This is a genomic window from Nocardia blacklockiae (assembly GCF_015477355.1).
GTDB lineage: Bacteria > Actinomycetota > Actinomycetes > Mycobacteriales > Mycobacteriaceae > Nocardia > Nocardia blacklockiae.
The window spans coordinates 68,363-91,209 of record NZ_JADLRJ010000014.1 but is presented as its reverse complement, the minus strand read 5'-3'; the positions used below and the strand labels follow the sequence as shown (position 1 = coordinate 91,209).

Below are 22,847 nucleotides of genomic sequence, written 5' to 3'. Positions count from 1 at the left end.
CTATGGGGTACGCGCGACCCGACATCGCGATCGTGGGCATCGGCCTGCGCTTTCCCGACGCCACCGACACCGCGCGGTTCCGGGCGAACCTGTGGTCCGGCCGCGCCTCGATCGCGCCCATGGACCCCGCGCGGGCGGCCGTCACCGGCGTCGACGAGCGGGCGGCCGCGGTACCGGCGGGCTATCTGGACGACGTGTCGACCTTCGATCACGAGTTCTTCGGCTTGTCGAAACGCGAAGCGGCGCTGACCGATCCGCAGCAGCGGCTGGCGCTGGTGCTGGCGCAGCGGGCCGCCGAGGACGGCGGATACGCCTTGTCGACGCTGCGATCGACCGACACCGCGGTCGTGTTCGGGGCCACCCCGGCACCGCTGTACGGGCTGGCGGCGGGCGCGCACACGCTGGGCGCGCTCGGCAGTGCGGGCTTCGGGGCGGCCGCGCGGATCGCGCACGTGCTCGGCCTGACGGGCCCGTGCTACGCGATCGACAGCGGCTGCAACGCCGCGCTGCTGGCCGTGCACCAGGCGTGCCGCGAACTGCGGGACGGCACCGCCGACTACGCGCTGGCGGGTGGAGTGAGCGTGCGCGCCTTCGGAATCGGCGCGGACGAGGCGGCCGGGTTCGACGAACTGGTGTCGGCCCGCGGGGAATGCCGGGCCTTCGACGCCGACGCCGACGGCACACTGGTCGGGGAGGGCGGAGCCGTGCTGCTGCTCACCACCTTGGACCGGGCCCGCGCCGACGGCGCCGCCGTGCACGCCGTCGTACGGGGCAGCGCGACCCGGCACAACGGCCGTGCCGCGGCGACCATCAGCACACCGTGCGCGCGGGCGCAGGCGACCGTGATCGCGGCGGCCTGGCGTGATGCCCAGGCGCCCCTCGAATCCGCCGGATATCTCGAAGGGCACGGATCGGGCACAAGGCTCGGCGACGCGGTGGAACTGGAAGCGCTCGCGGACGTGCTGCCCGCAGGCCGGACCGCGCCGCTGGCGCTCGGCTCGGTGAAGACCAATATCGGTCACCTGGACCAGGCCGCGGGCATCGCCGGGCTGGTGAAGGCGGTGCTCGCGGTCGAGCACGGCGAACTGTATCCCTCGCTGAACTTCGACAAGCCCACCGGCGGACTGGATCTCGCTTCCGCGGGCCTCGAGGTGGTGACCCGCGCCGCCCCCTGGCCCGACCGCGGGGACGTGCGCCGGGCGGGCGTCAGTTCGTTCAGCCTCGGCGGCATGAACGCCCACTGCGTCGTGGAACAGCCCCCGTCCCAACCACTTTCGCCCCCTTCCTCAGGCCCTCGTCTGATCGGCATCTCCGCCCGCACCGACGCGGCCCTGCACCAACTGTGCGCCGACCTGGCCGCGTCCCTGTCCGCCGATCCCGCGCCACTAGCCGACGTCGCCTTCACCCTCAACCGAGGCCGCGACCACTACGCCCGCCGCCTCGCCATAACCGCCACCGACACCGCCGACCTGGCCGAACGCCTGGCCGCCACAGCCGCCTCGCTCCCGTCCGAAAGCGGACCGCTCACGGTTGCCCGGCCCGCTCGGGTGCCGCGGGTTGTGTTGCTGTTGTCGCCGGATGCGTTGCCGCGTGGTGGGTTCCGGCTGCCGGATGAGTTGCCTGCTCGTGGGGTGGTGGGGGAGTTGCTGGCGGGGCAGATCGCGTTTCATGACGAGCTGCGGCGGTACGGGGTGGAGGTGGCCGCGGTGCTAGGGGCGGGGGTTTCTCGGTATGCCGCACGGTATTTGGCGGGGACGGGGAGTGCGGTGGGGGCCGAGGAGTTGGCGGCGGCGGCGGAGGATCGCAGTGTCGACAGCGAGCGGCTGCTTTCCGTCGCGCGGAGTCTGCTGGCGGACGGGCCGGTGGTGTTCGTCGAGACCGCTCCCGGCGGCTGCCTCGGCGCGCTGCTGACGCGGGCCCTGGGTGAGGTGGCGGACGCCGAGATCGTGGTGCCGGAAGACGTGTCCGAGGGACCGGCGCGGGCGCTGGCGGCGCTCTACGAGCACGGGGCCGACTTGGATTGGGCCGCAGGACAACCGGAACCCGCACGGCGGCTGCGGCTGCCGGGGCACCCCCTGGCCGGAGTGCACTGCTGGGTCGAGGTCACCTGGCGACCGGAGCCGCAGGCGCCCGCCGCGCCGACGCCCGCCGCCGACACCGCCGATCCGGTCGCCTGGTTGCGCGCCACGGTCCGCACCCTGCTCGACGCCGATCGCGACATCGACGCGCACGAGAACTATTTCGAACTCGGCGGCAACTCCATCCTCGCGCTGGCCCTGCTCGACCGCGTGACCGAGGCCTACGGCGTGCGCCCGAAACTCCTGGACGTCTACGAGCATCCGACCATCGCGGAATTCGCCGCACTGCTCACCCGGGACGCCGCGCCGGCCGCGAGCCTGCCGCCGGTCGTCCCGCAGGACGAGTACGTGCTGTCGTTCGGGCAGGTCCGGATGTGGTTCCACCATCAGCTCGACCCGGACACCACCCTGTACAACCTGCCGATCGTCATCCGGCTGTCCGGGCCCGTGGACCCCGAGGCGGTGCACGGCACCTTCGCCGATCTCGCCGACCGGCACGAGACCCTGCGCTCGAACTTCGTCGACGAGGACGGCACGCCCACCCTGCGGATCCGGCCCGAGCTGGGCGAGTTCTTCCGGTTCGCCGACGTCTCCGCGGCGCCCGATCCCACGGCCGCCGCCCGGGACCTGGTCGCCGACGCGGCCCGGGTGCGCTTCGACCTCGCCACCGACCCGCTGATGCGGGTGCTGCTCGTCCGGGTCGGGCCCGGCGACCACGTCCTGCAGGTCACCATGCATCACGCCGTGAACGACGGCGGCTCACCGCAGATCGTGCACCGGGAACTCCCCGAGCTGTATCGCGCCCGGATCGCGGGCCGGGCTCCCGAGCTGCCGCCGCTGCCGGTGCAGTACCGCGACTACGCGCGCTGGCAGCGAGATCTGCTGGCGGGCAACGCACTCGACGGCGAACTGCGCTACTGGGTCGAAACCCTCACCGGCGCACCGCGACTGGAACTGCCGCTGGACAAGCCGCGCCCGGCCCGCAAGAGCTTCGCCGGCGCGCTGGAGATCTTCGAGATCGACGCGGCGGAGATGGCGGCGGTGCGGGAGCTGGCCCGGCGCGAATCGGTGTCGGTGTTCGTGGTGCTGTTATCGGCGTTCCACCTGCTGCTGGCGCGCTACAGCGGACAGTCCGACATCGTCATCGGTACGCCGACCACCGGCCGCGGCCGGCCCGAACTGGCCGGGCTGATCGGCTTCTTCAACAGCACCGTGGCGCTGCGCACCGATCTGTCCGGCGGGCCGTCGGTGCGCGACTGGCTGCACCGGGTGCGCTCGGTGGTGCTCGCGGCGCTGGACCACCAGGAGATCCCGTTCGACCGGGTGGTGCAGGAACTCGGCGGCGACCGCGACCTGAGCCGCACACCGGTGTTCGACGTCTTCCACGTGCATCAGGAACTGCCGGGCGGCGAGTCCGGCGGCGAGGCGATCACCGACTTCTTCGACCAGCACCGCACGGTGGCGAACCTGTTCCCCGGCATGCCGGTCGGCACCGCCAAATTCGACCTGACGCTGCTGACCCTCGACCATCCCGGCCGCCCGGTCCTCGACGCCTGCCTCGAGTACAGCACCGACCTGTTCACGGCGGAGACAGCGGCGGAGATGTCGGCGGCGTACCTGGACATCCTGCGCGAGCTGGTGCGTTCCGAGCCGGACCGGATCGTCGACGAGATCGTCCGGCCCGCAACACCTTCGGCGGCGGTGGACTACCGGGCGATCGAGATACCCGCCGACCGTCCGCGCCCGGCCGCCCCCGCCTATACGCGGGCACGCACGCGACGCCCGCTCGACCGGACCGTCCCCGACCTCGACACGACGCTGACGGCGGCGTGGGCGGTGCTGCTGTCCTGGTACAGCGGCGAGGACCGCATCGACCTGGACGTCGCGCCGGGCCCCCGGCCGCTCCGGGTGGACCTGACCGACGACCCGACACCGACCGCACTGCTCGACCGAGTGGCGCGCGGTGCGGCTTCCGTCGCTCCGGACGCCTCGACCCCCGCTGCGGCACAGGCGCTTCCGGTGCGTTACGACGGCGCGCACACCTCCACGCCGAATCCGCGAGTGGAACTGACGCTGGCCGTCGACCCCCGCGGCCCGTCGGCCGAGCTGACCCTCGACTACGCGACCGAACTGTTCGACCAGGCCACCGCCGACGCGCTGCTGGCGGACCTGGTGCGCCTCGTCGACGGCCTGTTGCGGGCACCGGACCGGCCGTGTTCGGAGATCGCCCCCGAGGCCGTCGATCTCGACCCGGACGGCGGTGCCGTCCCCGTGGACCGGGACAGGAGCATGGCATGACCGCCGACACCCGAGACGGCATCGCGCGCATCGGCGTCGTAGGCGCCGGGACAATGGGCACCGGCATCGCACAATGCCTGGCGCAGCACGATTTTCGCGTGGTCGTCGTCGAGACCGACCCGGCCGCGCTCGCCCGCGCCCGCGACGAACTGCACCGGCAGCTCCGCCTGGCGAAACTGCTCGGCCGCGGCGCCGCCGTCACCGATCCGGCCGCGACGGCCGCGCGCGTGACCTGGGTGAGCGAGATCGCCGCGCTGGCCGACATCGACTGCGTCATCGAATCGGTGCCGGAGCGGCCCGACCTCAAAGCGGCCGTATTCGCCGACCTGGACCGGCACTGCCCGCCCGGCGCCGTGCTCGCCACCGGCACCTCCGCCATCCCCGTCGCCCGCTTGGCCGCGCGGGTCTCGCGGCCGGACCGCGTGGTCGGCCTGCACTTCATGAATCCCGCGCCGCTGACCGCCGCGGTCGAGGTGGTGCGCGGCCCGGCCACCTCGGAGCGCACGCTGGTCACGGCGGTGGGCCTGGTGGAGGCCCTCGGCAAGCAGCCGGTCGTGGTCGGCGACGGTCCCGGCTTCGTGCTCAACCGGCTGCTCATGCAGTCGATCGCCGCCGCGGCCGAGCGGGCCGGCGCCGACGATTGCGACGCGGCCACGGTCGACGCGGTCTTCGAACGCTGCCTGGGCCACCCGATGGGCCCGCTGCGGACCGCGGACCTGATCGGATTGGACAACGTCGCCGACACCCTCGAGGTGCTGCGGGCCGAGACCGGCGACGAACGCTACACGGTGCCCGCGGCACTGGCCGACCTCGTCGCGGCGGGTCGGCTCGGCCGCAAGACGGGGCGAGGATTCCATGACTATCACTGACGAGACCGGCTACCGGCAGTCCGGCCGCTGGGCCACCGACCGCGAGTACTGGACGGACCGGCTCGCCGACGCGCCGCGACCGGACACCGCGGTGCCGTTCGGCGCCAACGGCTTTCACGACGGCGGCGGTCGCGCGCCCGCCCGGCGCGACCTCGTGCTGGACGCGGCCGCTCTCACGCCGATCGTCCGGCGCAGCGGCGGCGGCACGGCGGCCGTCCTGCTGGCGGCGCTGGTGGCCTTCGCCCACCGGGTCACCGGGGACCGGGACATCGTCGTCGCGCTCCGGCAGGGCGGCGCGACCACGCCGGTGCGGGCCGTGGCCGGCCCGGAGTGGACGTTCGGCCGTCTCGTGACACGGGTGGGCCGCGACCTGCGGTCGGCACGCCGGCACCGGTATCTCACCGAGTTCGACGCGCCCTGGCCCGACCGATGGAGCCTTGTCGCCGAACAGGATTCGGCCGACGACGGATTCGAGGAGAGCGGGCCGGTGCTGCGGGTCCGGCTGGACGACCGGGACCCCGGCCGCTGGACCGTGACCGCGGTCGGCCCCGCCGACGACATCGCACGCCGCTACCTGATTCTGCTCGAACAGCTGGCGCGCGAACCGGAACGGCCGATCGGCTCCTTCGACGTCACCGACGCCACCGAAAGGCGCTGGGCGACAGTCACTGTCAACGAGACGTCCCACCCGCTGCCAGTATCGGACACCGTCGCAGCGGCTTTCGCGCGGCAGGCCGATCGCACGCCGCACGCGGTAGCGCTCGTGACCGGCGACGCGACCGTCGAGTACGGGGAACTGGCCGCCCGCGTGCACCGGCTGGCGCGCTGGCTGGTCGCGGCCGGCGTCGGCCCGGAAACGACTGTGGCGGTGGCGCTGCCGCGTTCGGTCGACCTGGTGGTGGCGCTGTACGCGGTGGCCGCGGCGGGCGCGGTCTACGTTCCGATCGACCCGGACCATCCCGCCGTCCGCACGGCGCACATGCTCGACACCGTCCGCCCGCTCTGCGTGCTGACCCGCTCGGCCGACGAGATCGCGGTACCCGCCGGGGTGCGCGTGGTAGCTGTCGACACCCTCGACACTTCCTCGTATTCCCCCGCGCCGCTGGAGGATTCGGACCGGCGCGCGCCCGTGCGGCCCGAGCACGCCGCGTACGTGATCTTCACCTCCGGGTCGACGGGCGTGCCGAAGGGCGTCGCGGTGTCCCAGGTCGCGATCGTCAACCACCTCGAGTGGATGATCGCGCACTACGCGCTGGGACCGGACGAGGTGTACCTGCAGAAGACCGCCACGACCTTCGACGTGTCGCTGTGGGGCTTCCTGCTGCCGTTGCGGGTGGGCGCGACCGTGGTGCTGGCCCGTCCCGGCGGGCGGCGCGACCCCGAGTATCTCGCCGAGCTGATCGACCGGCACGGCGTCACGGTGACCGATTTCGTGCCGTCGCTGCTGTCGGCCTTCGTGCGCGAGGTGGATGCGGCGCGGCTGCGCTCGCTGCGGCAACTGTTCGTCATCGGCGAGCAGTTGCCGCCGGCCGTGGCGGCCGCCGTGGGATCCGCCGTGGCCGTGCACAACGTGTACGGGCCGACCGAGGCCGCGATCGCGGTCACCGCACACCGCGCCGAGCCGGGTGACACGCCGGTGGTGCCGATCGGCGGGCCGGGCTGGAACATGCGGGCGTACGTGCTCGACAGCGGGCTGCGTCCGGCCCCGGCGGGATTCCTCGGCGAACTGTATCTGGCCGGAATCCCCCTGGCGCGCGGCTATTACGGCCGCGCCGCCGCGACGGCCGAACGATTCGTCGCCGACCCGTACGGCCCGGCCGGCACCCGCATGTACCGCACCGGCGACCTGGTGCGGCGGCGGCCCGACGGCACCCTGGAGTTCGGCGGTCGCGCCGACTCGCAGGTGAAGCTGCGCGGTCAGCGCATCGAGCTGGGCGAGGTGGAGCAGACGCTGGCCACGCACCCGGACATCGAACGGGCCGTGGTGCTGGTGCGCGGTGGCCGGCTGGTGGCGTACACCATTGCCGCGCAGGACTTGTCGACGACGGCGGCGCGGACCTGGCTGGCCGACCGGCTGCCCACGTACATGCTGCCCGACGCCCTGGTGCGACTCGACCGCATCCCGATGGCGACGTCGGGCAAGCTGGACGTGCGTGCCCTGCCCGCGCCCGCGGACGACCGTCCCGACTACCGCGCCCCGGCCGGGCCCGCGGAGACGGTCGTCGCGGCGTCGTTCGCCGATGTCCTCGGCCTCGAGGAGGTCGGCGCGCACGACTCGTTCTTCGCCCTCGGCGGCGACAGCATCATGGCGATCCTGCTCGTGGCCCGCGCTCGCGGGCGCGGCGTCCGCTTCACCGCGCAGGACGTGTTCGAACAGCGCACGGTGGCCGCGCTCGCCGCCCTCGCCGACATCACGCCGACCGACGCCGACACCGCGACGCTCGCCGAACTGCCCGGCGGGGGAGTCGGGGACCTGCCGCTGCCGCCCGTGCTGCGGTATCTGCTGGACCGCGGTGTGGACGACGGCCCGACCCAATCCGCGGTGCTGCGGCTGCCGGCGGACGTCGACCACGCGACGCTGGTGGCGACCCTGGCCGCGGTGGTCGACCGGCACGACATGTTCCGGGCGCGGCTGTTCCGCGAGGCCGGGGAGTGGCGGCTGACGGTCGCGCCGCCCGGCGCGGTGGACGTCGCGGCGCTGGTGCGGCGGGTCGCGATGGAGCCCGGCGCGGACACCGAGACCGTCCGCGCGACCCTGGCGGCGGAGCAGGCGGCGGCCCTGCGGCGGCTCGCGCCCGCGGAAGGCATTGTGCTGCAAGCGGTGTGGCTCGATCGGCCCGGCGCGGCCGGGTGGCTGCTGCTGGTCGTGCACCACGTGGCGGTGGACGCGGTGTCGTGGCGCGTCGTCGTGCCCGATCTGATGTCGGCCTGGACGCAGCTGCGGTCCGGACGACCCGCCGCCCTCCCCGCGCCCGCCACCTCGATGCGCCGCTGGGCCCACGCGCTCGCCGAGGAGGCGCGGCGCGCGGAGCGGGTAGCGGAACTGCCGCTCTGGCAAGAGATCGTCGACGCGCCCGAAACACCACTGGGCACACGGGCTTTCGATGCCGCTGTCGACCGGGCGCGGGACGTGCGCCAGGTGCGGGTGGAGGTGGATCAGGCGCAGACCGCGGACCTGGAGTTCGTCGGCGGCCGATTCCGGGCCGACACCCAGGAGGTGCTGCTCACCGCGCTGGCACTGGCGCTGGCGGCGTGGCGGCCGGAAGCGGCCGCGCGGCACCGGGTCTGGCTCGAAGGGCACGGACGCGAGGCGGTGCCCGGGGCCGAACTGTCCCGCACGGTCGGCTGGTTCACCACCGTGTACCCGGCACTGCTCGACGTGAGCGACCTCGACACCGCCGACGCGCTCGCGGGCGGTCCGGCGGCGGGCGCGGCCCTCAAAAGAGTCAAAGAGCAATTGCGCGAGCTGCCGGACCGGGGCGTCGGCTACGGGTTGCTCCGATACCTCAACCCGGAGACCGCGGACGCGCTCGCCGTTCCGGCGGCGGAGGTCGGCTTCCGCTATCTCGGCCGCACGAGCGCGCTGACCGGCGACGCGCCGTGGCTGCCCGATCCCGACCTGTCCGATCTCCCGGAACCCGTCGTCGACGCGCCCGCGACGGCGGGGCTCGACGTGGCGACCGTGATCGCCGGTGACCGTCTGCACGCCGTCTTCGCGTACCCGCGAACCTTGTTGTCGGACAACGACGTCAAGGAGCTGAGCGAGTACTGGCAGCGGGCGCTGGCGGGGTTGCGGCGGCACGGCATCGCGCCGGGCGCGGGCGGGCGCACGCCCTCGGACTTCCCGCTGGTGCGCGTGAGTCAGGGCGACATCGAGAGCTGGGAGCGGCGCTATCCCGGCCTGGTGGACGTGTGGCCGCTGGCTCCGCTGCAGGAAGGCCTCTACTTCCACGCCGTGCTGGCCCAGTCGTCCGTCGACGCCTACCACGTGCAGACGGTCTTTAGGCTGGCCGGGGTCGTGGACACCGACCGCCTGCTCGACGCGGTGCGCGGCCTCCTGGAGCGGCACACCGCGCTGCGGGTCGCGGTGACCCCGGCCGCCGACGGCACGGCCGTGCAGATCGTGGCCGGGGCGGTGCGGGTGCCGTGGAGCGAGCTGGATCTGCGCGACACCGCTGATCCCGCTGCGGAATTCGCGGCCTTCGCGGCGGAGGATCGCCGTCGCCCGTTCCGCCTCGACGCACCGCCGCTGCTGCGCTGCGCGCTGCTCACCCTCGGCGACAACGACTTCCGGCTCGTGGTGACCACCCACCACCTGCTGATGGACGGCTGGTCCATGCCCTTGGTCGCCGCCGAACTGCTGACCCGCTATGCGGCGGGCGAACTTCCGGACCTGCCGCCGCCGCGCGGGTATCAGCATTTCCTGGCCTGGTTGCGGCGCCAGGACCGCGACCGTGCGCGCCTCGCCTGGCGGGCCGCGTTCGAACACGCGACGGAACCCACCCTGCTGGCGCCGGAGCAGCGGGTCCGGCACCTCGCGGCGGTGGCGGACACGGTCGAATTCGGCCTCGACGAGGAGCACACCGCGCGACTGCGGAAAGTGGCCGCGGCGCAGCAGGTTACGGCCAACACGGTGTTGCAGTGCGCGTGGGGGCTGACCCTGGCGCGCACCATGGGCCGCCGGGACGTGGTGTTCGGCACCGCCGTGTCGGGGCGACCGGCGGACCTGGCGGGTGTGGCGGACATGGTGGGGCTGTTCGTGAACACCGTTCCCGTGCGGGTGCGGGTCGCCGCCGCGGAGACCGTCGCCGAACTGCTCGTCCGGCACCAGCGCGAGCAGGCGGAGCTGGTGGCGCACCAATATCTCGGTCTCGCCGACATTCTCGCCGCGGCCGGGCGGCCCGCGCTGTTCGACACGCTGCTCGAGGTGCAGTCGTACCCGCTCGACGCCGCCGCCCTCACCGCGGTGGACGGCTCGGGACTGGCGGTCACCGATGTCGAGGTCAACGACGGCACCCACTATCCGCTGACCCTGGTGGCGTGGCTGGACACCCGGCTGCGGGTGAAGGCCGGATATCTGCGGGAGTGCTTCGACGAGTCGGCGATTCGCGAACTCACCGGCCGATGGATGTCGGTGCTGTCGGCGATGCTCGACGATCCGGACGCTCCGATCGATCGGCTCGTGCCGGTCGAGGTCGCCGAGAAGCCCGCGGCGCCGGGTGATTCCGCGGTGCCGCGGCCGCGGCCCTACAGTCCGCCGCGCGGCCCGCTCGAAGAGGCGGTGGCGGCGGCGTACGCCGAAGCCCTCGACCTGCCGCGCGCCGGACGCGACGACGACTTCTTCGCGCTCGGCGGCGACTCGCTCAGCGCCATGCGGGTGGTGACCCTGCTGCGTGCCCGCGCCGGTGCGGACGTCCCGATCGGGGAGATCTTCGCCGCGCCGACCGTCGCGGCGCTGGCCGCCCGGGTGCGGCCGGGGCCACGGGAGCGCGGTGTGGCGCCGATGCCGCGACCGGAGCGCATACCGCTCTCGCACGGGCAGCGGCGGCTGTGGCTGGTGCACGAATTGTCCGACGGCGCACCGATGTACAATATTCCGCTCGCGCTGCGCTTGACCGGACCCGTCGACATCGAGGCCATGCGGGCCGCGCTGCGCGATGTGGTGATCCGGCACGAGTCCCTGCGGACGGTGTGCGCCGTGGCGGGCGGCGAAGCGTACCAGCGCATCTCGGACCCGGCGGAGGTCGATCTCGAGCTGCCGGTCATCGAATCCGGGGCGGCGGGCCTGTCCGCCCGTCTCGGCGCCGCCGCGCGCCGCCGGTTCGATCTCGCGGCGGACCTCCCGATCCGCGCCGCGGTGATGCGGTGCGGGCCCGAGGAGCACGTGCTCATCGTGGTGCTGCACCACATCGCCGCCGACGGCTGGTCGCTGGTGCCACTGGCCCGCGACGTGGCCACCGCGTACACCGCCCGGTGCGGGGGCAGCGCGCCCGCGTGGGATCCGCTGCCCGTGCAGTACGCCGATTACACACTGTGGCAACGGGAACGGCTCGGCGCGGACGACGAACCCACCCCGCTGCTGCGCGGCCAGCTGGAGTACTGGCGCACGGAACTGGCGAATCTGCCGCAGCCGCTGGCCCTTCCGACCGACCGGCCCCGGCCGGCGATCGCCCGGGGCGGCGGCGACCACGTAGCTCTCACGGTCGAGGCGGACCTGCTCGCCGCCGTCGAGGCCTACGCGGCCGACCGGCGCGCGACCACCTCGATGGTGTTGCAGGCCGCGCTGATCGTGCTGCTGCACCGGTGGGGAGGCGGCACGGACATCACCGTCGGCGGGCCGATCGCCGGACGCAACGATCCGGCGCTCACCGATCTGGTCGGCTTCTTCGTCAACACCTGGGTGCTGCGGGTGCAGGTGTCGGGCGACCTCGCGTTCGCGACCGTCGTGGACCGCGTCCGCGCGAAGGCGCTGGCTGCTTACGACCATCAGGACGCGCCGTTCGAACGGCTGGTGGACCTGCTCGCGCCACAGCGCTCGACCGCGTATCACCCGCTGTACCAGGTGATGTTCGCCTGGCAGAACACCGCCGTGCCGGAACTCACGCTGCCCGGCCTGCGCGTCGAGCCGGTCCCGGTCGGCACCGGCACCGCCAAGGCGGACCTGTTTTTCGGCCTGACCGCACCGGCCGCCGGGCAACCGGCCGTCGGATCCATCGAATACGCCACCGACCTGTTCGACCGCGACACGGTGCGGGAGCTGGCGGCACAGTACAGCCGACTGCTGGCCGCGCTGATCCGACACCCGGACCTGCCGCTGAGCACTCTCGACACGGTTCCGGCAGAGGTCCCGGCAGGTCCGGCACATCCGTCGGCCGCGTCCGAACTCACCGAAACGCGCGAAAGCGCTGCGGCGCTGTCCGGCCCGGAGTCGTGGCTACCGGGTGGCGCCGCCGTCCCGTCGGCTGGTTCGGCGCGCGAGGTTCCGGCGCGGAGCGAAACCGTCGCGCCGCCAGCGGATCTCGGGCCGGAGGTGCCGGACGCGCGTGGGCGCGTGCGGCCGCTGACCGCCGCGCAGCGCGAGATCTGGTTCGGGCAGCAACTCGATCGGAGCGGGCGGCGGTTCGTCGTCGGCGGATACCTGCATATCCGGGGAGACCTCGATCACGAGCTGTTCGAGCAGGCGTTGCGGCATACCGTGGCCGGGGCGGAGACGCTGCGGGTACGGATCGCGATCGGGCCCGACGGGCCGGTGCAGGTCGTGGAGGAACTGGCGGAGTGGCCCTTGTGTCGCAAGGACTTCCGCGACAGCGCCGAACCGTTCGACGCCGCGCGCGCGTTCGTCGCCGCCGAATTGGATCGGCCCTACGACCTGACCACCGCCCCGCTGTTCGATCACGCGCTGCTGCGCGTCGGCGACGCGGATCACCTGTGGTTCATCAGGTTTCACCACCTCGTCGGCGACGGCGGCGGCATGGCCGCCTTCACCCGGCGGGTGTCGGACACCTACAGCGCGCTGCGTGCCGGTGACACCCTGGCCGACGCGGTGTTCGACCGCCTGGACGCCTTCGTGGACCAGGACGTCCGCTACCGCGCCTCGCACCGGTACCACTCCGACCGCGAGTTCTGGGCCGGACGGCTGGCGGGGCTGGGCGAGGCGCCCGTGCTCGCCGAGGACGCCACCCAGGGCGGCGCGGACGAATTCCTCCGGCACACCGGCACTCTCGACGCCGGCACGTGGCAGGCGCTGCGTCGCCGCGCCGACGAGTACGGGGTCAGGTGGCCCGTGCTGGTGCTGACGGCCACCGCGCTCGCCCTGCACGCCGATACCGGCAGCCGCGTGGTCGTGCCGGGGCTGACCGTGCCCGCGAAGCGCTCCTGGCACGCGCTCGGCATGACCGCGAACGTGGTGCCGCTGCGCGTGGCAGTGGATCCGCGCGCGCCGCTGTCCGACCTCGTCGCGGCGGTAAGCGCGGAGAGTTCGGCGGTGCTGCGGCACCAGCACTACCGGCACGCGGACATGCGCCGCGCCGGACTCGTCGACGGCCGGCCCCCGTACGGGCCGGTCGCGACGATCATGCCGATGGACCTGATGCGGGAGTTCGGCGGGAATCCGGCCGTGCCGCACCAAGGTTCGCCCGGCCGCACCGACGGCGTCACCCTCGGCGTCTACGACAACGGCGAGCCCGAACTCCGCCTCGACCTGGACTCGGTCACCGCGCGGCACACCCCCGCCAACCTCGCGGCCCACCACTCCCGCCTGCTGACCATCCTGTCCGCCCTCGCCACCGCCGACGCCGACACTCCGGTCGGCAGACTGCGATTCGGCGGTGAATCCACACGGCTCGGCAGTTCCCGCCTCGATGGTGCGCACGCGCCCGTCGCCGCCGGTTTGCAGGGTGGCGAAAACCGTTCGGAGCCAAACACTCTGGTGGAATGGCTGCGTCGCGGCACCAGTGGTTCCGGCGCGGCGACGGCCGTAGTGCACGGTGCCGAGGAAATCACCTATCGGGAACTCGACGAGCGCTCCGAGCGGTGGGCGGCACGGTTGGCCGCGCTCGGCGCGGGCCCCGGGATGCTGGTCGCGGTCTCGCTGCCGCGCGGTACCGATCTCGTCGTGGCGCTGGCGGCGATACTCAGGTCCGGTGCGGCCTACGTGCCGCTGGATCCGGCGAACCCGGCCGCGCGCCTGCGGATGATCCTGGACGACTGCCGTCCCGAACTGGTGATCACCACTCGCGACCACGCCGCCGCGCTCGAGGGTGAACGCACCCTGCTGATCGAGGCTCTGGACGAGCCGGACCCGCAGCAGGAGAACACGATTCGGCCCCGGCCGCCGCGTCCGGACGACCCGGCGTACGTCATCCACACCTCGGGATCCACCGGACGGCCGAAGGGCGTGGTGGTCACGCATCGGTGCGCGGCACGGCTGCTCGCGTCGACGCGCGCGCTCCTGGACCTCGGCCCGGCGGACGTGTGGACGCTGTTCCACTCCGTGGCCTTCGACTTCTCGGTCTGGGAACTCTGGGGCGCGCTGGGACACGGCGCGACGCTGGTGATCGTGGACGAGCGGACCGCCCGCTCGCCCGACGACTTCCTGGAACTGCTCGTCGCCCGCCGCGTCACCGTCCTGAACCAGACGCCCGCCGCGTTCGAACTGCTCACCGCCGCCGCGGCGGCCCGCCCCGGGCGCGCGGCCGAGTCGGCGCTGCGCCTGGTGATACTCGGTGGCGACAAGACCGACCCGCGCCGGCTGGCCTCGTGGACGGCCGCGGTCGGAAGCCGCGGCCCGCGGCTGGTGAACATGTACGGCATCACGGAGACCACCGTGCACGCCACCGCCTACGAACTTCCGGCCGAAGGTGCGACCGGTCCGGAAAGTGTTGTAGGACACCCGCTTCCGGGACGCAACGCGGTCCTGCTCGACGCGGCGCTGCGCGAGGTGCCCCCGGGACTGCCGGGTGAGATCTATCTCGGCGGCGACGGCGTCGCGAACGGTTATCTGCGGCGTCCCGGTCTGACGGCCGCGCGGTTCGTCGCCGACCCGGCGGGCCCGCCCGGTGCCCGCAGGTACCGCAGCGGCGACCTGGGCCGCCTCGGCCCGCGCGGGTTGGAGTACCTGGGCCGCGCGGACCGGCAGGTCAAGATCCGCGGCTTCCGCATCGAGCCGGGCGAGGTCGAGGCGGCGCTGTGCGCCCTGCCCGAGGTGACGGCCGCGGTGGTCCGCGCCGAGGAACGCGCGCCGGGGGACCGGCGGCTGGTCGCCTACGCGGTCGCGCCGGGCGGCGATCCCGGCGCGCTGCGCGACCGCCTCACCGCCCTGCTGCCCGCCCACGCGGTGCCCTCGCTGGTCGTGCCGATCGACGCTCTCCCGTTGACCGCCAACGGCAAGATCGACCACGCCGCGTTGTCCGCGCTGCGCGCCAAGGCCGGTGCGCGCGGCGGCCGCCCGGCCGGTGAACTCGCGAACGCCGTTTACGACCTGTTCGCCGACACACTGGGCCGCACCGACTTCGACAGTGCGGACGACTTCTTCGCGCTCGGCGGCGACTCGTTGCTCGCCGGTCGGCTGGTGCTGCGTATCCGCGCCGAACTGGGTGCCGACATCGATATCCGGGATCTGTTCGACCACCCGACCGTGGCCGCCCTCGCCGATCTGATCGAGCACGCGAAAACCACTGCGCCGCAACGTCTGCCGCTCGGCGGACCGCGTCCCGACCGCATTCCGCTGTCGGCGGCGCAGCAGCGGCTGTGGACATTGCATCGGCTCGATCCGTCCTCGGTCGCCTATCACATCCCGGTCGCCGTGGAACTCACCGGCGCGCTCGACGTCGACGCGCTGCGGGCCGCGCTCACCGACCTGCGGGACCGGCACGAGAGCCTGCGCACCGTGTTCACCGAATCCGGTGACGCGCAACGGATCCATCCCGATCCGCCGCATCCGATGTCGATCGACACCGGCGAGCCGACACCGGAACGGCTGGCCGCGGCGGCCGCCCGCCCGTTCGACCCGTGCGCCCGGCCGCCGTGGCGGGTGACGGTGTTCACCGGCGGGACCAGCACGGTGCTCCTGCTGGTGCTGCACCACCTCATCGCCGACGAGCACTCCCTGGGCGTGCTCGCCGCCGACCTCGGCACCGCCTACAGCGCCCGCCGCGGCGGCCGCGCCCCGGCCTGGCCGCCGCTCCCGGTGCAGTACGCGGACTATGTGGTCTGGCAGCAGGGCACGCTCGGCACGCCGGACGACCCGCATCCCGCGCTCGCGGCCGAGCTCACGCGCTGGCGGCACGCGCTGCGGGACCTGCCCGACCGGCTGCCGCTGCCGATCGACCGCGCGGCGACCTCGGTGACCCAGCGCGGCGACACCGTCGCGCTCGAGTTCGACCCCGGCATCCGCGACCGGATCGCGGCGCTGGCGGCGGCCCGGTGCGCGACGCCGTTCATGGTGCTGCACGCCGCGGTCGCCTGCCTGCTCGGCCGGGCGGGCGGCGGCACCGACATCGTCGTCGGCACGGTGACCTCCGGGCGCGACACACTCGGCCTCGACGACCTGATCGGCTTCTTCGCCGAAACGGTGGTGCTGCGCACCGACCTGTCCGGCCGGCCGGGCTTCGCCGCCGTCGTCGACCGGGCCCGGGACACCGATCTCGCGGCGTTCGCGCAACCGGTGCCGTTCGACCGCGTCGTCGCGGCCGTGCGCCCCGAACGCGTGCCGGGGCGGCATCCGCTGTTCGAGGTCATGGTGACGCTGCGGCCGGACCGGATCGCCGTCGACCTCGCCGGTGTGCGTTGCCGTCCGCTCGACTTGCCTCGCACGCACGCCAAGTTCCCGCTGCTGTTCGAATTCGCCTGGGGGACGGGCACGGTCGGCGGCGTCCTGGAGTACAGCGCGGACTTGTTCGAGCGGACCACGGCCGAATCGCTGGCCGGCGGCCTGCGCCGGCTGCTGGCCGCCGCGCTGGCCGAACCGGACCGCCCGGTGGACGAGCTGCCGTTCCTGTCCGGCGGCGAGCGACTGCCGGCGGCTCCGTCGGCACCGTTGGTGCCGACGGCCGCGGCGGCCGCGGACCCGGCGATCGAACACCTGCTGCTCGAGCTGGCGCGATCGGTGCTCGGCGTGCCCGACCTCGGCGTGCACGACAGCTTCTTCCGCTTCGGCGGTGACAGCATCCTGGCCATCCGGCTGGTGAACCGCGCCCGCGGCAGCGGGGTGTCGCTCACGCCCACGGACGTGTTCGAGCGGCAGACCGTGCGCGAGCTGGCCCGGGTCGCGACCGCGGTGGCGGCCCCCGCCGACCCGCTGGCCGGTGTCGGGCCGGTGCACCCGACGCCGATCATGCGCGAGCTGCTCGACAACCCCACGCCCACCGACGGATTCGGGCAGTACGTGGTCGTGCCCGCGCCGGACGACGCCACCGCGGAGTCGCTCGGTGCGGCGTTGCAACGGATCCTGGATCGCCACGACGCCTTGCGCCTCGTCGTGCACGACGGACGAGAGCTCGAGGTGCGCCCGCCCGGCGCGGTCACGGCGGCGAACCTGTTGCGGCACAGCGTCGTAGACGACGCCGAGGCCGCCCTTGCCACCGCGCTCGACGAAGCCCGCGCCCGGCTGCGCCCGTCCGACGGCGTTCTGCTGCAAGCGGTGTGGCTGGACGCGCGGCCCGGACTCCTGCTGCTCGTCGTCCACCACCTGGCGATCGACGGCGTCTCCTGGCGCATCCTGGTCCCGGAGCTGGCGGCCGCGCACCGTGCGGTGACCACGGGCGTCGAGCCGGCCTTCGCGCCGATCGTCACGCCCCTGCGGACCTGGGCGGCCGCGCTGGCGGAGCGGCCCGTGCCCGCGGCGGAGGCGCGATGGTGGTCGCGGACGGTGGCGCAGGACGCGACCGGACGCGCCCCGGACCCGTCCCGCGACACGGTCGGCGCGGCCGAAACGCACACGGTGACAATCGGTTCGGGCCACACCGCCGAACTGCTCACCCGCGTGCCGCATCGGTTCCGCGGCACGGTCGCCGACATCCTGCTCGCGGCGCTCTCGGTCGCCGCTCGCCGCGCCACACCCGGCGACACCTGGCCCGGCGTCCTCGTCGACGTCGAGGGCCACGGCCGCGACCTCACCGACCCGAGCCTGGCCGCGCTCGACGTGTCGACCACGCTCGGCTGGTTCACCGTCGTGTACCCGGTGCGCCTGACGGCCGCGGTGCCGGACTGGGACGCCATGGTGGACAACGGTTCCGGGCTCGGCGACGCGGCCAACACCGTCAAGGAAGCGGTGCGGTCCACGCCCCGGCGGGGCGTCGGCTACGGCCTGCTGCGCCACGGAGCCGACGTGCCGCCCGAGATCGCGGCGGCCCGGGTGCCGATCGGGTTCAACTATCTCGGCCGGCTCGGCGGCGACGCCGGGACGCTCGGTGTGCGCTTCGGCAGCACGGCCGATCCTGGCATGGCGCTGCCGCACGCCCTCGAAATCAACGCGGTCGTAGCGGAGACACCGGCGGGTCCGGTGCTGCGAGCCGAATGGACCTGGGCGCCAAGCGTTGTCGATGCTGCCACGGTCCAGCAGATGGCCGGCGACTGGGCCGCGGTGCTCGCCTCGTTCGCCACCCACCACACCGACCCGGCGGGCGTGGAACGCACGCCGTCCGACTTCCCCCTCGCCGAGGTCACCGCAGCCGAATTGTCCCGGCTCCGGGCGAATTTCGGCGAACCGTCGGATCTGCTGCCCGCCACACCGCTGCAAGCCGGGCTGCTGTTCCACACGCTCTACCAGCGGGCCGCCGAGGCCCCGGAGGACGCGTACGTGGTGCAGCTGGTTCTGGGCCTCGAGGGTGAACTCGACGAACAGCGGTTGCGCGCGGCCACCGTCGCGCTGCTGCGCCGCCACCCACACCTCGGTTGCGTCTTCGCTGTCGAGGGCGCGGACCGGATCGTCGCCGTCGTGCGCGAGGGCGTCGAACCGGACTGGCGCACAGTGGATTCCACGTCCCTGCCGGAGCCGGAGCGGGAGCGCTTCCTGACCGACACGCTGCGTGCCGAACGCCGCCGCATCGACCCCGCCGCCGCGCCGCCGCTCGCGTTCTGTCTCGTCCGCACGGGCCCGCAGGAGTGGCGGCTGGCGTTCACCCACCACCACGTCCTGCTCGACGGCTGGTCGGTGGCGAACGTGCTGCGCGAGACGATCCTGCTCTACCTGGGCGCGGACCTGCCGCCCGCGCCACCGTTCCGCGACTACCTGCGGTGGCGGGCCGGCCGCGACCGCGACGCGGCTCGGGCCGCGTGGCAGGCCGAGCTGCGCGACTGCCGTCCGACGCGGGTCAGCCGCGCCGGGCGCGCGGGCTGGTCGGAACAGCCGGAGGTGCACGAATTCGTGCTGCCGGACGCGCTGGCCGAGCGCCTGCCGCAGCGGGCGGCCGCGGCCGGCCTGACCCTCAACACGCTGGTGTCGGCGGCGTGGGCGTTGGTGCTGGCGCACCTCACCGGCAGCGACGACGTCGTCTTCGGCACCACCGTGGCGGTGCGCCCGGCGGACCTGGACGCCGAGCGGATGGTGGGTCTGATGATCAACACCGTCCCGGTCCGGGTGCGGCTGCGGCCGGGCGACACCCTCGCCGCGCTCGCCGCCGGATTGCAGGCGACCCGCGCCGCCCTCTACGAGCACGACCATCTCGGGCTGCACGAGATCGAGGAGGTCGCGGGCAGCGCCGAATTGTTCGACACCTCGGTCGTTTTCGAGAACTACCCGGTGCAGGTCGACGATCTCGGTGACGCCGGTCTGCGCGCGCGCATGGTCGACGTCTTCGACCGCCCGCACTATCCGGTGGCCCTCGTCGTGGTGCCCGGCGCCGAACGCACGGTTTTCCGCCTGGCGGTGCGGCCGCGGCAGCTGGACTGGTTCGGCACTCCGGAGCAGTGGTGGGAGCGCTTCCGCGCGGCCTGCGCCGCACTCACGGACGCGCCCGAACGGACGGTCGCGGCCACCGATCTGCTGCCGCCCGCCGAGCGGCGTCGAATGCTGGAGTGGGGCGTCGGTTCTCGCGGTGATGTGGGAAACCACTGTCTGGCAGCTGTTTTCGAGGAGACGGCCACACGGCACGCCGACCGTGTGGCGATTCGTTCCGAGGGCGCGGAGCTGACCTTCGCGGAGGTGCGTGCGCGAGTCCGCCGGGTGTCGGGGTATCTGGCCCGTCTGGGGGTCGGCCCGGGCAGCGCCGTGGGTGTCACGCTGGACCGCTCCGCCGAGGTGGCGGTGGCGTTCCTGGCCGTGGTGCGGCTCGGTGCGCTGATCGTGCCGCTGGACCAGCGCTTCCCGGCCGAACGGCGGCGGAACATGCTGCGGCACAGCGGAGCCGAGGTGATTCTCGATGCCGCGGCGATGACGGCCGCGGACGAGGCGCCGGAGGGCGACGTGCTGCCGCTCGTGCCCGTCGACACGCCCGCCTGCCTGATGTTCACCTCCGGCTCGACGGGCGTGCCGAAGGGCGTCGTCGTCACCCAGCGCAATATCCTCGCGCGCGTTCGCGAGCTGGCCCGTAGCGGCGGCGTGGCGGATCGGATCCTGTTCCACTCGCCGCACTCCTGGGATTTCGCCGTCCACGAGCTGTGGCTGCCATTGCTCACGGGCCGCTGTCTCGTCGTGGCCCCCGCCGGGGACGCCGACCCGGCCGAGTACGGCCGGATCCTGCGCGAGGGCGGGGTGACGACCGCGTCGGTGGCCAGTGGATTGTTCGAGGTGCTCAGCGAGCACCACGCGGCCGAGCTGGCCCGGCTGCGGCTGATCGTGGCGGGCTCCGCGCTCGCGCCCGCGGCGGTGGCCCGGGTACGCGCGGTGCGGCCCGACGCCATCGTGGTGAACGGCTTCGGCCCGGTGGAGGCGACGTTCATCGCACTGGCACACGATGTTTCGCGGGTGGACGCCGACGGCCCGGTGCCGATCGGCCGCCCGATCGAGAACAGCTCGGTGTTCGTCCTGGACTCGATGCTGCGGCCGGTCCCGCCGATGGTCGTCGGTGAGATCTATCTGGCCGGACAGGGTTTGGCGGATGGCTACCACCGCGTGCCCGGGGCGACGGCCGACCGATTCGTCGCCTGCCCGTTCGGCCCGCCGGGCGCCCGCATGTACCGGACCGGCGACCTCGGGCGCTGGGATCGCCAGGGCGTCATGCACTTTCACGGGCGCTCGGACCGGCAGGTGAAAGTCGGCGGCTTCCGGGTGGAGCCCGGCGAAGTCGAGGCGGCGTTGCGGCGGCGTCCCGCTGTCGCGGCGGCCGTGGTGACCGCACGCACCGGGACCGGCGGCACCGCGCTCGTCGCCTACGTCGTGGCCCGCACCCCGGTGGACCCGGTGCGGCTGCGTGCGGAACTGCTCGACGAACTGCCCCGCTATCTGGTCCCGGCGGTCGTTGTGGAGATACCCGCACTACCGCTGACCCCCACGGGGAAGGTCGATTTCGACGCGCTGCCGCCACCCCCGCGCGCCGACGGTCGTGCGGCGCGCTCGCCCCGGCAGCGGATTCTGGCGGAGCTGTTCGCGGCCGCCCTCGGCGTGGCCGAGGTGGGTATCGACGACGACTTGTTCGCGCTCGGCGGCAATTCGCTGTCGGCGATGCGGCTGGTGGGCCGGATCCGGTCCGCGCTCGGCGGCCCGGTCTCGCTGCGGGACCTGTTCGAGGCGCCCACGGTGGCCGGTATGGAGCGCCACCTCGGCACCCGCGCCGCCGGGCCGTCCCGGACCGTCGCGTCGCCCATGACGCGGCCCGCTGTGCTGCCGTTGTCGCCCGCGCAGCAACGGTTCTGGACCGTCAACTATCTCGGCGGCCAGCGGGCGGACTACCTGCTCGCGGCGGCGGTCGAGGTCCGCGGTGATCTGGATACGGCGGCGCTGCGGGCGGCCGTCGGCGATCTCGTCGCCCGGCACGAGAGCTTGCGTACGGTCCTGCCGTACACCGAGAACGGGCCCGTACAACAGATCGTCGCCGCCGAGTCCGTGCGGATCGGGTTGCCCGCGCTCGACATCGAGGCGGGCGAGCTGGACGGCGCGCTGGCCCGTGAGGTGGAGCGAGGTTTCGATCTGCGGTCCCAGCTTCCGCTGCGCGGCAAGCTGTTCCGGCTCGCTCCGGACCGGCACGTACTGTTCGCGATGATGCACCACGCGGCGGTCGACGGGGAATCGCTGGCCGTGCTGCGGCGCGACCTGGCCGTCGCCTACGCCGCCCGGCAACAGGGCAGCGCGCCCGAATGGCCCACTCCGGCCGGGCAATACGCGGATCATGTGCTCGCTCTGCGGGCACGATTGGGCGACGAGTCGGAGCCCGGGTCGGTCCTGCACGCCCAGTCCCGGTACTGGCGCGCGAAATTGGCGGATCTGCCCGAGGAACTGTCGCTGCCCTATGCCCGGCCGCGGACGGAGCTGACCGGGCGCACCGCGGCGACGGTGCCCGTGGTGCTCGACGCGGCGGCGGTCGCGCGGGTGGCACGCGCCTGTGCCGCAACGCCGTACGCGGTGGTGCACACCGCGCTGGCCGCCGCGCTCAGCGCGACCGGGGCGGGTAGGGACGTGCCGATCGGCGTGGCGGTGAGCGGGCGCGACAGCGAGGAACTCGACACCGTCGTCGGCTGCCTGATCGACCTGGTGATCGTGCGCGTCGACACCGTCGCGGGCGGCCACGCACTGGTGCGCGCGGTCCGCGACGACCTGCTCACCGCGGTCGACAATCGCGACTACCCGTTCGACCGCATGGTCGAGCAGGTGAACCCGCGCCGCGTCGCACATCGCCATCCGCTGATTCAGGTGGCGACCAGCTACCGCGTCGAAACCGTTGCGCCGGAACTGTTCCCGGACGCGAGCACGTATCCGCTACCGACGCCGACGACCGAATTCGACCTGCTGCTCGAGCTGACCGAGCGCGCCACCCCCGGCGAGCCCGTCACCATCTCGGGCACCCTGACCTACCCGGAGCAACTGTTCGAACGCCACACGATCGAAGCCCTCGCCGCAACCCTCCGCGGCCACCTGGCCGACCTCGAATCCGACTGCGACTGAGCGGTACTCCAGGGACTCGCGGCCCTGGACGGGGCATGACATCGCGAGCCTCGGCAAATCGTGCTG

Annotated in this window: 3 protein-coding genes; all 3 read left to right on the top strand. The window is 73.5% G+C overall.

Translation table 11 applies throughout. From position 1 onward, the window contains the following. The first annotated feature begins 2 nt into the window (after positions 1–2). From IU476_RS30315 to IU476_RS30305, 3 genes are read left to right on the top strand one after another with little or no spacing between them, the layout of a single operon-like run. A complete protein-coding gene (locus IU476_RS30315; protein ID WP_195105721.1) occupies positions 3–4,376 on the top strand; it encodes a condensation domain-containing protein in 4,374 nt (1,457 codons plus the stop codon). Then, a complete protein-coding gene (locus tag IU476_RS30310; RefSeq protein ID WP_195105720.1) occupies positions 4,373–5,245 on the top strand; it encodes a 3-hydroxyacyl-CoA dehydrogenase family protein in 873 nt (290 codons plus the stop codon). The genes IU476_RS30315 and IU476_RS30310 overlap by 4 nt, the downstream gene beginning before the upstream one ends. Continuing rightward, positions 5,232–22,781 carry a non-ribosomal peptide synthetase gene (locus tag IU476_RS30305; protein ID WP_195105719.1) on the top strand — a complete coding sequence of 5,850 codons (17,550 nt, stop codon included), beginning with the start codon at positions 5,232–5,234 and terminating at the stop codon, positions 22,779–22,781. The genes IU476_RS30310 and IU476_RS30305 overlap by 14 nt, the downstream gene beginning before the upstream one ends. Positions 22,782–22,847: the final 66 nt, after the last annotated feature.

Excerpts from the sequence above, each read along its gene's own strand:
- IU476_RS30315 (WP_195105721.1), top strand. The coding sequence starts at position 3 with ATGGGGTACGCGCGACCCGACATCGCGATCGTGGGCATCGGCCTGCGC.
- IU476_RS30310 (WP_195105720.1), top strand. The coding sequence starts at position 4,373 with ATGACCGCCGACACCCGAGACGGCATCGCGCGCATCGGCGTCGTAGGC.
- IU476_RS30305 (WP_195105719.1), top strand. The coding sequence starts at position 5,232 with ATGACTATCACTGACGAGACCGGCTACCGGCAGTCCGGCCGCTGGGCC.